The sequence below is a fragment of the Sporosarcina sp. Marseille-Q4063 genome (assembly GCF_018309085.1).
GTDB lineage: Bacteria > Bacillota > Bacilli > Bacillales_A > Planococcaceae > Sporosarcina.
The window spans coordinates 464,447-480,891 of the sequence record NZ_CP070502.1 but is presented as its reverse complement, the minus strand read 5'-3'; the positions used below and the strand labels follow the sequence as shown (position 1 = coordinate 480,891).

14 protein-coding genes are annotated in these 16,445 nt (G+C 40.3%); 13 read left to right on the top strand and 1 reads right to left on the bottom strand.

Translation table 11 applies throughout. The features are described from left to right. Positions 1-6: 6 nt before the first annotated feature. The 5 genes from ruvB to JSQ81_RS02435 all read left to right on the top strand — a co-directional run bounded on the left by ruvB (position 7) and on the right by JSQ81_RS02435 (position 4,302). Positions 7-1,017 (top strand): Holliday junction branch migration DNA helicase RuvB, encoded by a 1,011-nt coding sequence (ruvB, locus tag JSQ81_RS02455; RefSeq protein ID WP_212606158.1) that lies wholly within the window; start codon positions 7-9, stop codon positions 1,015-1,017. A 21-nt stretch (positions 1,018-1,038) separates the two neighbouring features. Further along, complete coding sequence (gene queA, locus JSQ81_RS02450) at positions 1,039-2,094, top strand: tRNA preQ1(34) S-adenosylmethionine ribosyltransferase-isomerase QueA (RefSeq protein WP_212606157.1); 1,056 nt, start codon at positions 1,039-1,041, stop codon at positions 2,092-2,094. Continuing rightward, entirely contained in the window at positions 2,091-3,233 is a 1,143-nt protein-coding gene (gene tgt / locus JSQ81_RS02445; RefSeq protein WP_212606156.1) for a tRNA guanosine(34) transglycosylase Tgt, read from the top strand. Before queA ends, tgt begins: the two co-directional genes overlap by 4 nt. Positions 3,234-3,271: 38 nt before the next feature. Further along, positions 3,272-3,535, top strand: coding sequence for a preprotein translocase subunit YajC (gene yajC, locus JSQ81_RS02440; RefSeq protein ID WP_212606155.1), 264 nt, complete (start codon positions 3,272-3,274; stop codon positions 3,533-3,535). 125 nt (positions 3,536-3,660) lie between these two features. Further along, positions 3,661-4,302 carry a DUF421 domain-containing protein gene (locus tag JSQ81_RS02435; protein ID WP_212606154.1) on the top strand — a complete coding sequence of 214 codons (642 nt, stop codon included), beginning with the start codon at positions 3,661-3,663 and terminating at the stop codon, positions 4,300-4,302. On the opposite strand, the gene JSQ81_RS02430 is transcribed toward JSQ81_RS02435, so the two are convergent. Further along, entirely contained in the window at positions 4,296-5,822 is a 1,527-nt protein-coding gene (locus JSQ81_RS02430; protein ID WP_212606153.1) for a putative polysaccharide biosynthesis protein, read from the bottom strand. The genes JSQ81_RS02435 and JSQ81_RS02430 overlap by 7 nt on opposite strands. Before the next feature lie 158 nt (positions 5,823-5,980). Here JSQ81_RS02430 and glcT point away from each other — a divergent pair, with 158 nt between their 5' ends. The 8 genes from glcT (at position 5,981) to JSQ81_RS02390 (ending at position 16,390) form a co-directional block, all read left to right on the top strand. Then, on the top strand, positions 5,981-6,832 hold the full coding sequence (gene glcT / locus JSQ81_RS02425) for a glucose PTS transporter transcription antiterminator GlcT (RefSeq protein WP_212606152.1): 852 nt from the start codon (positions 5,981-5,983) through the stop codon (positions 6,830-6,832). A gap of 239 nt (positions 6,833-7,071) precedes the next feature. Further along, entirely contained in the window at positions 7,072-9,111 is a 2,040-nt protein-coding gene (gene ptsG / locus JSQ81_RS02420) for a glucose-specific PTS transporter subunit IIBC (protein ID WP_212606151.1), read from the top strand. A 182-nt stretch (positions 9,112-9,293) separates the two neighbouring features. Next, positions 9,294-9,617 (top strand): post-transcriptional regulator, encoded by a 324-nt coding sequence (locus tag JSQ81_RS02415; RefSeq protein ID WP_212606150.1) that lies wholly within the window; start codon positions 9,294-9,296, stop codon positions 9,615-9,617. Between the two features lie 119 nt (positions 9,618-9,736). Further along, complete coding sequence (gene secDF, locus JSQ81_RS02410) at positions 9,737-12,016, top strand: protein translocase subunit SecDF (protein WP_212606149.1); 2,280 nt, start codon at positions 9,737-9,739, stop codon at positions 12,014-12,016. 80 nt (positions 12,017-12,096) lie between these two features. After that, positions 12,097-12,390 (top strand): hypothetical protein, encoded by a 294-nt coding sequence (locus tag JSQ81_RS02405; RefSeq protein WP_212606148.1) that lies wholly within the window; start codon positions 12,097-12,099, stop codon positions 12,388-12,390. A gap of 112 nt (positions 12,391-12,502) precedes the next feature. Continuing rightward, positions 12,503-12,838 carry a LapA family protein gene (locus tag JSQ81_RS02400; RefSeq protein WP_212606147.1) on the top strand — a complete coding sequence of 112 codons (336 nt, stop codon included), beginning with the start codon at positions 12,503-12,505 and terminating at the stop codon, positions 12,836-12,838. A 697-nt stretch (positions 12,839-13,535) separates the two neighbouring features. Beyond that, on the top strand, positions 13,536-15,881 hold the full coding sequence (gene recJ, locus JSQ81_RS02395) for a single-stranded-DNA-specific exonuclease RecJ (RefSeq protein ID WP_212606146.1): 2,346 nt from the start codon (positions 13,536-13,538) through the stop codon (positions 15,879-15,881). After that, positions 15,878-16,390, top strand: coding sequence for an adenine phosphoribosyltransferase (locus tag JSQ81_RS02390; RefSeq protein ID WP_212606145.1), 513 nt, complete (start codon positions 15,878-15,880; stop codon positions 16,388-16,390). Before recJ ends, JSQ81_RS02390 begins: the two co-directional genes overlap by 4 nt. Positions 16,391-16,445 lie beyond the last annotated feature (55 nt).

The window sequence follows — 16,445 nt, the reverse complement described above, 5'->3', positions numbered from 1 at the left end:
TGTACGATGGAGGACCGTGTCATAACAGGGGAAACCACAGAATTTGATGAGGGGTTTGAACAGTCGCTTAGACCGCAACTCCTTAACCAATATATTGGACAAGAAAAGGTGAAGGACAATTTAAGCATTTTTATCGAAGCGGCAAAAGGCAGGAGCGAAAGCCTGGATCACGTTCTATTGTACGGGCCGCCGGGACTCGGGAAAACGACGCTCGCCACAGTCATCGCGAATGAAATGAACGTCAACATTCGAATGACGAGCGGTCCCGCGATTGAACGTCCGGGTGATTTGGCGGCAGTCCTTTCTTCCCTTGAACCTGGAGATGTCTTATTCATTGATGAAATTCACCGGCTGAATCGGGCGATTGAAGAAGTGCTTTATCCCGCGATGGAAGATTTTTGTTTAGACATCGTTGTCGGGAAAGGACCGTCCGCTCGTTCCATTAGGCTCGACCTCCCGCCGTTCACCTTAATCGGCGCGACGACGCGCGCAGGCGCTTTGTCAGCACCCCTGAGGGACCGTTTTGGGGTTCCGTTAAGGTTGGAGTTTTATGAGGAGGAACCGCTAACGGAAATCGTCGTGAGAAGCGCGTCTGTTTTTGACGTTTCTATCGACCGTGAAGCCGCAGTTGAAATGGCGAAACGTTCACGCGGAACGCCGCGAATCGCCAATCGGTTATTGCGACGCGTGCGCGATTTTGCACAAGTGCGCGGTGACGGAAAGATTTCGCTTGATACTGCACAAAATGCGCTTGAAATGCTCCAGGTTGATTCGCATGGACTGGACCATATTGATCATAAACTTATTACGGGAATGATTGAGCAATTCCGAGGCGGGCCTGTCGGGATCGATACGATTGCCGCAAGCATCGGAGAAGAATCTGTCACGATTGAAGACGTATACGAACCCTATTTATTGCAAATTGGTTTCATTCAACGTACGCCGCGTGGTAGAGTTGTAACAAATTATGCGTATACTCATTTTGGATACGTTATTCCTGAAAAACCTAATATTTGATAGTAAGGTGGCAACAATGCAATGAATGTAAACGATTTTGATTTTCATTTACCTGAAGAATTGATTGCGCAAACGCCGTTGAAAGATCGAACAGCAAGCCGACTGTTGGTTCTGGATAAAGAAACGGGCGCAATTGAACATAAGCAATTTTCAGGTTTTCTTGATGAACTAGAAACAGGCGATTTGCTCGTTTTAAATGATACGCGCGTACTTCCGGCCCGACTAATGGGTGTGAAAGAGGAAACAGGAGCCGCAATCGAAATTCTTCTATTGAAAGAAAATGGGGAAGACGAGTGGGAAACACTTGTAAAACCGGCGAAACGTATTAAACTTGGAAATACCGTTACATTTGGCGATGGTTTATTGAAAGCGGAATGTACGGAAATTCTTGAGCAAGGCGGACGCGTATTCAAATTTACTTATGACGGGATTTTTCATGAAATTCTTGATAAACTTGGAAGCATGCCACTGCCGCCGTATATTACAGAAACACTTGATGATAAAGAACGTTACCAAACCGTTTTTGCGAAAGAACGCGGCTCAGCTGCGGCTCCAACTGCGGGGTTGCATTTCACGGATGAATTATTAGAAGAAATTCGTGGAAAAGGCGTGGAAGTCGCATTTATAACGCTCCATGTCGGCCTTGGAACTTTTCGTCCGGTAAGCGTCGATTCAATAGAAGATCACACCATGCATGCCGAATATTATCATGTGACAGAAGAAACAGCTGCTGCGATTAATACAACGAAAGAACGCGGCGGTAGAATTATTGCAGTCGGGACGACATCGGCTCGAACGCTAGAAACAATCGGCACTGAGCACGGTGGAAAAATAGTCGCTTCCAGCGGATGGACGTCGATATTCATTTATCCTGGCTATCAATTTACAATTGTCGACGGCTTATTAACAAATTTCCATTTGCCTAAATCGACATTACTGATGCTCGTTTCGGCACTTACGTCAAGGGAGCATATTCTCGCTGCTTATCACTCGGCAATTGAGGAGAACTATCGCTTTTTCAGTTTTGGAGATGCGATGTTCATAAGGCCTCCAAACAGAAAGGATTCAGATCAATGACACCAGCAGTTACTTACGAACATATAAAAACATGTAAACAGACCGGCGCACGTCTCGGGATTGTCCATACGCCACACGGCTCTTTCGAAACACCGACATTTATGCCCGTCGGAACGCAAGCGACCGTGAAAACGATGTCTCCAGAGGAATTAAAGGAAATCGGCTCTGGCATCATCTTAAGCAATACGTATCACTTATGGTTACGCCCGGGGCACGAAATAATTAAAGAAGCCGGTGGATTGCATAAATTCATGAATTGGGACAAGCCGATTTTAACAGATTCTGGCGGATTCCAAGTGTTTTCTTTGAGTAAATTTAGAACAATTGAAGAAGAAGGCGTTCATTTTCGCCATCACTTAAATGGCAGCAAGCTTTTCTTAAGTCCTGAAAAGGCAACTGAAATACAAAATGCACTCGGTGCGGATATTATGATGGCTTTCGATGAATGCCCGCCGTATCCAGCGACATTCGAGTACATGAAAGCAAGTGTGGAACGAACGTCACGATGGGCAGAACGTTGCTTGACGGCGCACGGACGTCCAAATGATCAAGCATTGTTTGGCATCGTTCAAGGCGGGGAGTTTGAAGAACTTCGTAAACAAAGCGCCAAAGACCTTATTTCAATGGATTTCCCTGGTTATGCCATTGGTGGTTTATCGGTAGGGGAATCAAAAGAAGTCATGAATGAAGTATTAGAGTTTACAACTCCGCTTCTTCCGCAGGATAAGCCGCGTTATTTGATGGGTGTCGGTTCACCGGGATCTCTCATTGACGGTGCAATTCGTGGAATTGATATGTTCGACTGTGTTTTGCCGACACGTATCGCTCGTAATGGCACACTGATGACGAGTGAAGGCAGACTTGTTGTGCGCAATGCAAAATACAGCCGCGATTTTGGTCCGCTAGACCCGAATTGTGACTGTCATGTATGTAAAAACTATAGTCGCGCGTACATTCATCATTTAATTCGAGCTGAAGAAACTTTTGGAATTCGACTAACGTCTTATCATAACTTGTACTTCCTATTAAATTTGATGGAGCAAGTACGAGATGCAATTCGCACAGACAGTCTTGGCGATTTCCGCGAAGAATTTTTTGAGCGTTATGGATTTAATAAACCTAATGCAAAAAACTTCTAAATCTTGTATAATATATCTTGGTTGAAAGGGGGATTATAATGGACACACTTATGGGGCTTTTACCGTTCATAGCAATGTTTGCAATCATGTGGTTTTTCCTGATCAGACCAGCTCAAAAGCGTCAAAAAGAAACAAAATCGATGCAGAGCCAGCTGAAACGCGGGGACCAAGTTATTACAATCGGTGGAATTCACGGATCGATTGATGCAGTTGACGAATTGACGGTGTATTTGAAAGTTGCAGATGGAACAACACTGCGCTTTGATAGACAAGCCGTTGGTCGCGTTACTGAACAAGCATAATAAAAATAATAAAGACGGTTGAGATATGGAAGCATCCAAATCTTATACCCGTCTTTTTATTTTCCTTATTTTTTGTATATGTGATGAATCTGTTTGGGTATCCTCTTTAGGGGAGGGAGATTTCTTTGAATGATTTATTAATAATCGGTTTTCGAACTTTCTTTTTATACTTTTTTATATTACTTGTCTTGCGTGTAATGGGGAAAAGGGAAGTCGGCGAACTCGGCATATTAGACGTTGTTGTTTTTATAATTATGGCTGAGGTAGCAGCAATTGCAATTGAGGATCCAAGAAATAAATTATTTCACACGGTTTTTCCAATCCTTTTACTTCTAGTCATCCAACTAATCTCGTCTTTTATATCATTGAAAAGTAAAAAATTCCGCGACCTTGTTGATGGTGATCCATCGGTTATTATACGAAATGGAAAAATATTAGAGGGCGAGATGAGACGACAACGCTATAATCTCGACGACCTATTCCAACAGCTTAGAGAGCAACAAATTGGTTCCGTCCGTGAAGTGACGTTTGCATTTTTAGAGCCATCTGGAAATCTTTCTGTATTTACCAAAGAAGATACACAACCCGTTCTGGCGCTTATTAGCGATGGAATCATACAGAATCGACATATTGAAATCGTTGGCGTCACTGAACAACAATTAGTCGACGAATTAACTAAATTGGGCATCAACGACATCAAACATATTTTTTATTGTTCGTATGAAAAAGGCACCTTTCAATATCAATTAAAAGAGGAATTTCAATAACTTCGTTTCAAGAGTTTTTTGAATAACATAAAATCGTTCATTCGTAATTGGCGCGTTAAAATCAAGATGACAGTTAAAAACAACGTAGTTATAAGACAATCCGTGATAAGGCCAAATTTTCCAAGGGGAATGAAGATGGGCCGCATAATCGCTGTCATGACAAAAGAGAAATAGGGAAGTGCGAACATAGTAAAGCCTGTGGCCGTGGCTTTATTTTTCCGAAGTGTGGCGATATGAAGAAATGATGTTATTAATACACCGAATCCGATTGCTAGCACCGCTCCCGTTTCTTGGATACCAGGTTGGGAAGCGAGCACAAACATGACTGCAAGTTTCGCAATCCCGCCGTACACCGAGTTCATCATTCCAGCTTTTGCATCCCCAGTCGATTGTAAAATCGAGTATAAAGGACCTTGGATATAATAAAAGAAAAACACGGGTGCCAATATCGTCATATAAGATCCGCCTTCTGTAATGCGAAACAATTTTTCTGCAAGCACCTGTCCATGCACGAAAAATACAGCCGCCGCAAAAGTTCCGGTAATTGCCGATAAACGAAGTGCTAAATGAATGCGTTCCTTTAATTTTTTCTTATTACTAGAAGCTGCGGCTCCGCTCACTGCCGGTACTAAAACGATAGATAATGCGTACGGTATAAAAGCCGGGAATAGTAATAGCGGAATGAGCACACCTGAAATGATTCCATACAAAGAAGTAGCGGCAATCGCTGTAATTCCTGACATTGAAAGCGCACGTAAAAAAATGATCGGTTCTAAAAACCAAGTGAACGTCCCGAATAATCGGCTACCAGACGAGGGCAACGCGATTTCAAGAATCGGTTCAAAGGGATAGCGTTTTGGTTTTTTCTCGATTTTCTCGTTTGCTTTTCGTTTTCGATGTTGGCGATACTTAAATAATAAATAGAGAACGGAAGTAATTTCTGCTAGCATCGTAATAAACATCGCATACGCAGCATTCATTGCCATGTTGTCGGGTGAAAGAATAAAAGGCAACATGTACGTAATTAATAGAATGCGGAAAAATTGTTCAATGATTTGTGACCAGGCTGTTTCTTCGATGCGTGTAATGCCTTGAAAATATCCGCGTATTAATCCGCCGATCGCTGCAATCGGAACAATCGCGATTCCTGCATATAACGCCGATGCGGATGCTGGATTTCCCAATAATGTGCCCGCTAAATAAGGAACAAATGCGATGGATGCTGGTATAAAAACAATAGCTGTTAAAAAAGTCATAAAAACAGCTGTTTTCATAACAGCTGAAATTTTATCGAGTTCGCCTTTTGCTTTATGTTCAGCAATCACTTTTGCAATTGCAACCGGTATACCGAGTTGCACAAGAGATAGAAAAAAGATAAATGCGGGATAGGCTGTCATATAAATACCGACAGCTTCTTCGCCCGCAATGCGCATAAACTGAATTCGGAATACAAACCCTAATAGTTTGGACATAAATACAGCAACCATTAAGACGGCTGTTCCGCGGATGAATGAAGACAAATACAACAACTCCTTCTAGATTCAAGAAATTTACAGAGCAGTAAGTAATTTTAGGCTTCTACAATTCTATGCTTCTTAATTATTGTTATTACTTCATCCAAGTACCATCCGGAAAGATAAATGGTATTATAGAGATAGAAAATTATAGGGGATTAGTCATGAAAAAATATGAAGTACAAAAATCATTGAATAATAACGTCTTGATCGCGTCTGACCTCGACGGTAATGAAGTTGTGTTAATCGGAAGCGGAATCGGGTTCGGGAAAAAAGTCGGCGAATCGATAAATCATGGACAAGTGGAAAAAATGTTTGTATTGAACGATCCTGAAAAACAAGCGCAATACAAACAACTTCTATCGACAATTGACGAGGAAACGATAAAAATGCTGATTTCAGTAGTTGAAGTCATTCGTGAAAGAGCTGGCATGCCATTGAACGAAAACATTCACATCGCGCTCACTGACCACTTGGCATTCGCCATTAATCGAATGAAACAAGGGTTAATGATTCGAAATCCATTTTTGTTGGAAACAAAAGCGCTTTATCCGAATGAATATAAAATTGCAGAAGAAGTTACCGCGATGGTCAATGAAAAACTAAGCATCGACTTGCCTGAAGGCGAAATAGGTTTCATTGCTTTACACATACATAGTGCCATTGAAAATAAGAATGTCGGTGATTTAACCGCGCATTCGGCGCTAATTGTGAAATTGATCAACATAATTGAAGAGCAACTCGATTTAGAAATCGATAAAAGCAGTATTGACTACACGCGTTTAATCCGTCATCTTCGTTATGCAATTGAGCGGATGGTACGAGGGGAAAAAGTGAATGAACCTTTAAAAATCACGGATGTGTTAAAAGCGGAATACCCGGTCTGTTACAATCTTGCATGGAAATTGATCAAAGTGATGCAACAATCACTTCAAAAAGATGTTCAGGATGCAGAAGCTGTTTATTTAACCCTTCATTTGCAGCGCTTACATGCAAAAAAGCAATATATAGATTAAAAGATTGTCACGTTGGAATCATTATGCTACAATCATTTTATCAAAGCATTAGATTCATCACGTAGTTACCTAATTTAATAATAATCTTTTACGTGTTACTGATACGATCAGGCATGAGTAAGAAGATAATTGATTTTGAGTTTAGGAGAGATCCTTAAACTTATTTCGATTTCTTTTTCTCATGCCTTTTTTTATTGCAAAAATCTAATGACTGCATAATTAAGTGGGAGGTATTTAAAATGTTTAAAAAGTCTTTTGGGGTATTGCAAAAAGTAGGTCAAGCGTTAATGCTTCCTGTTGCTTTATTACCCGCGGCGGGGCTATTACTAGGTATTGGTAATGCCGCGCAACAAGAAACAATGCTCAATTTCATGCCGTTTTTGTCAGCGGATTGGATTCAATTGACTGCAACGGTCATGGAAGATGCTGGTGGAATCATATTCGGTAATTTACCGCTTATTTTTGCGATAGGTGTTGCAATCGGGCTTGCTAGAGACGGGGCTGCGGCATTAGCAGCACTTGTCGGGTACTTGGTGTTAAATCAAGTCATGAGTTCTTGGTTGGGCATTACGCCAGATATGTTGACTGATGATCCTAGTTTCGCACTGGTATTCGGTATTCCGACATTACAAACCGGTGTGTTCGGCGGAATTATTGTTGGTTTAATCGCCGCATTTAGTTATAACAAATTTCATGATATTGAAATGCCTTCATTCCTGGGGTTCTTTGCGGGGAAAAGATTCGTTCCAATTGCTACAGCTGGAATTGCTTTCGTAGCAGGATTGGCGCTACTCGTTATTTGGCCACCTGTACAAGCGGCGATGAACAATGCGTCTCTTTGGCTATTAGATGAAGGTACGTATATTGCTGTGTTTTTCTTTGGTTTCATCAAACGTCTTTTAATTCCGTTTGGATTGCATCATATCTTCCATGCTCCGTTTTGGTATGAATTCGGTTCGTATACGACGGCTGCAGGTGCGGTAGTTCGTGGAGATATGACGATCTTCTTTGCACAATTGAAAGACGGGGTTCAATTAACAGCTGGAAACTTCATGGGTGGGGAATTCCCGATTATGATGTTTGGATTACCGGCTGCGGCACTTGCTATGTACCATGCAGCACGTCCAGAAAGAAAGAAACTGGTAGCTGGTTTATTGGGATCAGGTGCATTAACTTCGTTTTTAACAGGTATTACAGAACCACTTGAATTTTCATTTTTATTCTTATCACCGATTCTTTTCTTAATTCATGCGGTGCTAGATGGTTTATCATTTGTATTGATGACTTTCTTCCAAGTTCATGTTGGTTACACGTTTTCAGGGGGAGCCATTGACTTCTTCTTATTCGGTATATTACCGGGTAGAGAATCTTGGTGGATAGCGATTTTACTTGGTCTGGTCTTCGCGGTAATTTATTATATCTTGTTCCGCTTCATGATCAGCAAGTTCAATCTTATGACGCCGGGACGTGAGACAGATGATGGTGAAGATGGGGAAGAAGGCGGAAATGCAGGCAGTGCTAGTGATCTACCTTATAATATTCTTGCCGCGATGGGCGGACAAGAAAACATTACGAATCTAGATGCTTGTATTACTCGACTTCGTGTTTCTGTCAAAGATGTAAAAAATGTTGATAAAAAAGAATTGCAAAAATTGGGCGCAGCAGGGGTGCTAGAAGTTGGAAACAATATTCAAGCAATCTTTGGTCCGCGTTCTGAAATCATTAAGGGGCAAATGCAGGATGTTATAAGTGGTAAAAGTCCAAGAGCTGAAGCAATTTCTGAGTCGGCTACAACTGATGTTGTGAATGTAAGTTCTGATGTTGCCGACCTATTCGTTTCACCGATTCAAGGGGAAATTAAACCGTTGTCTGAAGTTCCAGATGCTGTATTTGCTGAAAAAATGATGGGTGACGGATTTGCCATCGTTCCTTCTGAAGGTACAATTGTTTCACCAGTAAATGGTAAAGTCGTTAGTTTATTCCCGACAAAACATGCGATTGGCATTCTATCCGATTCAGGCAGGGAAATTTTGATACATGTTGGAATCGATACAGTCAAGTTGGAAGGTAAAGGCTTTGAGGCACTTGTTGCACAAGATGATCGTATTGAAATCGGTCAACCATTACTTCAAGTTGACCTTGAATATATCAAAGAGCATGCAACTTCAATTATTACGCCAATCATTTTCACGAATTTATTTGAAGGTGAAGAAATCGGTATTAATAAGTTGGGTCATGTTGATAGTCAAGAAGCAGATATAATTATCATTAAAAAGTAAATTTCAAGTTTAATTTGGAATAAACAAGCTGTCTGTAGTCATTTCATTCTCGACTACTTGACAGCTTGTTTTTAATTTGACGAATTTTGAAAAAATACATGTCACATAATGTTAGTTATTTGGTATACTTAACATAGCGGATAAGCATGTACATAAGACTGTCAGGGGAGGGGTTGGGGAAGATGAGTACAGAACATGGTCCTATATATACGAAAATGCTTCCTGCACTTCAAAGCAAAATGAACGAATTTCATTTGTACGGCTATACAACGGTAACGGTTGAGGACATTTGGATTTACTGTGTACGCAAAATATGGCGAAAAAAAGATGTGAGCGAGATGAGAAGTTATCAAATCACGAATGACATTTTACAAATATTGCCCGCTGCATTCATGACGTACACGCAAATCGAAGCCCAACGTAATTCGGATTGGTTTTCGGATTTGAACAGTACTGATTTACAAATTCTTCTTAATCCCAAAAAAGATGTTGAAAATGAAGAATAAGAAATGAACATGTCTAATTGACACGTAGTGTCCTGTGTTTCATAATAAGGTTATTGTGTTTTTCGAGTGCGTACATAAAATAGAAGTACCACTCATCAGAATGAGGGGGAATTTTCACTATGAAGACTAGAGGACGGATTGTATCGTTTTTACTACTACTCGTCATTTTCGCCGCGACGATAGGAACGACAGTAAATCCGATATTAAAAGATGTAAAACTCGGACTAGATTTACAAGGCGGATTTGAAGTCTTGTATCAAGTCGAACCGTTAAAAGGTGATGAAGATAAAAAGGTCACTGAAAGCATGGTTAGCGACACGGCGGGGGCATTACGAAAACGTATTGACGTCCTTGGGGTTAGTGAGCCGTCAATTCAAATCGAATCGAATAATCGAATTCGCGTTCAGCTAGCTGGTGTTGAAGACCAAGAATCTGCTCGTGAACTGCTTTCTACACAAGCAAATCTAACATTCAGAGATACAGATGACAATCTCATTCTTGATGGTACGGATTTGAAAGAAGGTAAAGCGAAAGCAGATTTTCGCCAAGATGGTAGTCCTGTTGTTACGCTTGAAATGAAAGATCCGAATAAATTCGGCGAGGTCACGACTGAACTTGCAAAATTAAAACCGCAAGGCAAAAATATATTGGTTATATGGTTGGATTTTGAAGAAGGTGTCGATTCTTATCAAGAAGAAATCATGAAGCCAGATCCGGCGTTCGTCTCTGCGCCTAGGGTTGACAAACCAATTCATTCTGCAAATGTAGAAATTAGTGGTTCTTTCACAGTGGAAGAAACAAAGGAACTCGCAGGAATATTAAATGCTGGAGCCTTACCGGTTAAACTTGTGGAAATCTACTCAACATCCGTCGGTGCCCAATTTGGTGAGCAAGCACTGAATAAAACAATCTTAGCTGGTATTATTGGTATTTCTTTAATCTTCATATTTATGGTTCTTTACTATCGCATTCCGGGCCTTATCGCAGTTGTTACACTATCTGTCTACATTTATTTAATCTTAGTCGTCTTTACAGGCATAAATGCGGTTCTGACGCTTCCAGGGATAGCAGCACTCATGCTCGGGGTCGGTATGGCAGTCGATGCAAACATTTTAACGTATGAACGAATACGGGAAGAATTGCGGGTCGGTAAATCTGTCTTTGAAGCGTTCCAATCTGGTGCGAAATCAGCGTTCACCGCAATTTTGGATGCGAACATTACGACAATCATTGCAGCAATAGTTCTATTTGTCTTCGGGACAAGCTCTGTTAAAGGATTTGCGTTAATGCTCATTATCAGTATTCTGGTGAGTTTCCTAACAGCGGTTTGGGGATCACGTTTACTACTAGGGCTTCTTGTTAGAAGTGGGAAACTCGATAACAAACCAGGTTTATTCGGTATAGCGAAAAGCCGCGTCAATCCACCGGAAGATGAAGTGGATACGCTCGACCTTACGACGAAATTTGATCGATTAGATTTCGTTCATAACAGAAAACGCTTTTTCGCAATTTCAATCATTTTACTTATCACAGGAGCTATTATGCTCGGCGTGTTTAAGTTGAATCTTGGAATCGACTTCTCCAGTGGTACGCGCGTTGAAATTATGGCCGATAAACCATTAACAACTGAAGAAGTATCTGAATATGTCAGTTCAATTGGTCATCCATCTACGGATATCGTTATTTCCGGAGAGGATAAATCAATTGGAGTCGTCAGATACTCAGAAGAGTTTTCACAAGAGGAAATAAATAAAGTTAAATCTGAAGTCTCATCTGTTTATGGCGCCGAGCCGAATGTCAGCTCCGTATCCTCTACAGTCGGAAAAGAGCTCGTTCAAAATGCGATTAAAGCACTTTTATTTGCAGCAATCGGAATTATTATATACGTAGCCTTCCGATTCGAGTGGAGAATGGGGGTCGCCTCGATCATCGGATTGTTCCACGATGCATTCTTTATGATTGCGTTCTTTAGTATACTTCGACTTGAAGTCGACATTACATTTGTCGCGGCAGTATTAACGATAATCGGTTATTCCATTAACGATACAATCGTTACATTTGACCGGATACGGGAGAACTTGAACCGCATCGGCAAAATCGATAATGCAGATGCACTTGCAGATATTGTTAATAAATCACTACGACAAACATTGGGTCGTTCTGTGAACACGGTTCTTACAGTAATATTAGTTGTAGTCGCATTAATGTTCTTAGGTGCAGAGTCGATTCAAAACTTCTCGATTGCACTGTTAATTGGACTACTTGCTGGAACATATTCATCAATCTTCATCTCAGCACAAATTTGGTTTGCATTGAAGAAACGCGAAATAAATAAAAAAGGTACCATTAAAGTGGACAAAGAGAAAAAGCAATGGGGATCGGACGAACCTGTTGTATAAATTAATCCCATCTTAATCAGAAACAGGATATACACAATGTATATCCTGTTTTTGGATGCCAAAATTGGGGAGAGATATTTATGAAAATTAATATTAATTTGTGGTCCTTTTTAATAGCATTATTTTGTATTCCCTTATTTTTTATTGCGACATTATCACCGAGTTTAATTGGTGCTTTTTCAAAAATCATGGGGTTTCATCCTTTGAAAATTGTTTTAGTCATAACGTCCATAGCATTTTTTCTGGGGCTTATCGGTTTAAAAGACGTTGATGGATGGAAGGCAGGAACAAGAAGTCTCTTCACTATTGTTTTTAGTCTAATCTTTTCAGGCGTATTAATTTTCATCATATTTTTTGGCAGTTTACTTAGTTAGCATTTGAATAATGATGAAATCAAAATAACATGATATATAAATGGTTTCAGAATCAAGGGAAACAGGGTATACTCATTTATATCCTGTTTTTGGATGGAAAGGGGAATCTTTTATGAAATTTCAATGGACATGGCTACTCGGACTTTTATTTGCTATTATTATCGCGATCTTTTCAGTATTGAATGTTGATTCAGTTCCAGTAAATTATGCATTCGGCACATCTGAATGGCCACTCGTACTTATTATTTTATGTTCGGCACTACTAGGTGCAGCAATCAGTGGAATTGTTGCGATGTTCCGATCTGTTCTCGCGAAACACCGCATCAAGGAATTATTAAGAGAAATGAATGCAAAAGAATTAACAATCGCAGCACAGCAAAATCAAATCATGGAGTTGCAAAAACTAGTACCTGCCATGGATCCTGATGAAGTTAAAGAAATTGACTAAAAGTCAAAAATAAAAGTATGGAAGGAATTTCAGAAGTTCCTTCCATACTTTTTATTTGTTTGTAAATCGCTGTCTAAAGAATAAGAGTAGCTGAACATTGTCATTGATTTCCGTTGCGGGCCAGGAAAGAGTGAACTTCTCTTTCGCACTTCGCTGATTCCGCTGGAGTCGCCGCCCTCCACTCCAATCAACTACTTTTCACTATACGGGGTAGTTTATTAAATATTATCTATCAATTCAATTATCTATTTACAATGAAAAGAGTGTTTAAAGAATAACTTTTGTTCAAATAGCTCTCGATATAACCATTATTAAGAAATTGAATCTGTATTCAACAAGAAACGTCAACAATCTAGTTATTGTAAACCAGCGTAGGCGCCTTGCAAGTGGTAGCCAACCGAACAGCGAAGGGTTCGGTTTGTATATTTTCTGTGCACCTTGCAGAAATTATACAGGCTTTGATAAAGGTAGTGGTTTTCTACCTGGCTTATTGCGGGAGGCATCCACCAGCGCCGAAGCGTGATTAATGAGGATTTTTTTGAAAACTGTAATTGTAGAATGCAGTCGGCACTAAATCCGTAAGCTTTAACGTTTGTCACTTTTTTATTGAATAACACTAATTCTAACTACTAATCCAACCAAAAAATTACTCACAAACACTATCATCCGTTATAATAGAGTTAAGGATGTGAAAGTGTTGATTGAATCAAAAAATAAATGGATGATTGAACGTCCAGATGAAACTGTTGTTGAAAAACTGTCATCTGCATTAGCGATTCCGACAGTGCATGCAAAAATACTTGCCTCTAGAGGAATTACTGATCCGGAAGAAGCAAAATTATTTTTACATATGGATGAATCGTCTATGCACGACCCATATTTGATGAATGACATGGAAAACGCAGTTACAATTCTTAAAAATGCGATTGAACATAAAGAAAAGATTGCGATCTATGGAGATTACGACGCCGACGGAGTGACTAGTATCGCTGTATTGTCAACGGCTCTAGAACAACTGGGGGCGGATGTGTTTTTTGTGATCCCAGATCGATTTGAACATGGGTACGGACCGCATAAGGATTTATTCCAAGAAATATACAATAAAGGTGCTTCTGTTATTGTTACGGTAGATAACGGTGTCTCTGGTATTGATGAAGTCGCATTTGCAAAGACACTAGGTATGAAGGTCATAATTACAGACCATCATGAAGCTGGTGAAACATGGCCGGACGCGGATGCAATTATTCATCCACGTCATCCAAATGGGAATTATCCATTTACAGATCTTGCAGGGGTAGGAGTTGCATTTAAACTTGCTTGTGCGCTGCTCGATGAAATTCCTTATGATTTATTGGAATTTGTTGCGATTGGCACGGTTGCCGACCTAGTGCCTTTAAGAGGAGAGAACAGATATTTTGTGAAAGAAGGCATAAGACGTCTTCGCTCATCCAGAAAACCTGCTATACAAGCGTTGACAAAAATCGCCGGGACGGAACAATCTCAACTCACGGAAGAGACAATCGGTTTTATGATCGGTCCACGACTAAATGCGGTCGGACGACTTGGTGACGCATCACCTGCAGTGGATTTATTGAAAACTGATGATGTTGGGGTTGCAACGGGACTCGCTGAAAAATTAGATTCTTTAAATAAAGAAAGACAAGCTCTTGTATCCACGATTACAAAAGAGGCTGAAGCAATCATTTCAGAAATGTACGGCAATGAAATTCCAAAAGTTTTTGTCATCGCGAAAGAAAATTGGAATTCAGGCGTTGTAGGAATTGTCGCTTCACGATTAACCGAAAAATATTATCGTCCATCAATTGTTCTATCGATAGATTCAGAGGCTGGCATTGCAAAAGGATCAGCACGAAGCATCGATGGTTTCAATATGTACGAAGAACTAACTGAGAATGCACATATTCTCGCTGGATATGGCGGACACCCAATGGCTGCTGGAATGACTGTAACTATTGAAAATCTTTCTTTACTCCGTGAAAATTTAAATCGTCAAGCTGAATCGGTTTTGAGCAAGGAACAACTCATACCAAAACTTTCAATTGATGTTCCGTTAACCTTAGACGAAATCGATGTACCAACTCTCGAGAAATTAGAGTTACTCCGTCCATTCGGAATGGGTTTTGAAAAACCGACCTACTTATTTGAAGATTTAATTGCCGGTTCTGTCAGAAAAATCGGAGCGGCAAAAAATCATATGAAACTTGACTTGACCGACGGAGGATTGTCGCTCGATACAATCGGTTTTGGAATTGGTGACATCGCAGATCAAATTACGCCGAATGTAAAATTATCTGTTGTCGGTGATTTACAGGTGAATGAATGGAATGGCAATAAAAAACCGCAGCTACTCGTTCGTGATATTTTATCCGATGAATGGCAACTATTTGATCTGCGGGGAATTCGAGAAGCATCAAGGTGGTTACATACAATTCCAATGGTCAATACTACTTATATTGCGTTTCAGAAAAATACCATTGAACAATTTCGACCTGTATTGAACGGCAATCCGATTCATCTTTACGGGGAAGAGGTAGCATCAAAGGCAACGAATATTGTATTGTTGGATATACCGACAAATGTCTCGCTTTTAGAAGAAATCGTTAAGGAATACATTCCAGAACGGATTTATGCGCACTTCCATGTTCCTGAATCGCGTTATTTTGATGGGTTACCGAGTCGTGAGCAATTTGGCTGGTATTATAGTTTCATTAAAAGCCGTGGAAACTTCGACTTTGTACTAAACGGTGAAAAACTTGCAAAACATAAAGGTTGGAGAAATGATTCAATTAATTTCATGTCAAAGGTGTTTTCTGAACTAGGATTTGTTACTATTAAGGATGGACTAATATCCATTGCTGAGACGACCGAAAAGCGTGATTTAAAAGAAGCGCCCGCTTATATAGAGAGAAAGAGTCAAATGGAACTCGAAGAACGGTTGCTTTATGCACCTTATATGGAATTGAAATCATGGTTCGATACAATACGTAGCGGCACAAATGTCGGGGAGGAAATTCACTCATGAATTTAAAAGATTATGTAACAGTTGTCCCAAATTATCCTAAAGAAGGTATCAGTTTTAAAGATATCACAACAATTATGGATAATGGCGAGGCATATAAATTTGCTACAGACGAAATAGTGAAATTTGCAAAAGAAGTCGAAACAGATATTATTGTAGGGCCTGAAGCACGAGGATTTATCATTGGGTGTCCCGTGGCTTATGCGCTCGAAATTGGATTTGCGCCTGTGCGTAAGCCAGGTAAATTGCCGCGTGAAACAATAAGTGTCAATTACGATTTGGAATACGGAACAGATACATTAACGATTCACAGCGACGCTATTAAACCAGGTCAGCGCGTCCTTATAGTGGATGATTTACTTGCTACAGGCGGAACAATCGGTGCAACAATCGAGTTAGTTGAAAAACTAGGCGGCGTTGTAGCGGGTTGTGCATTTTTGATAGAATTGTCTTATTTAAATGGTCGTGAAAAACTTTCTGGATATGACATGCGTGCGCTAATGACGTACTAATAGAGGTCCTCCGCTCAGGTTGCGGGGGATTTTTCTGTACGCCCTGCTTTACAAA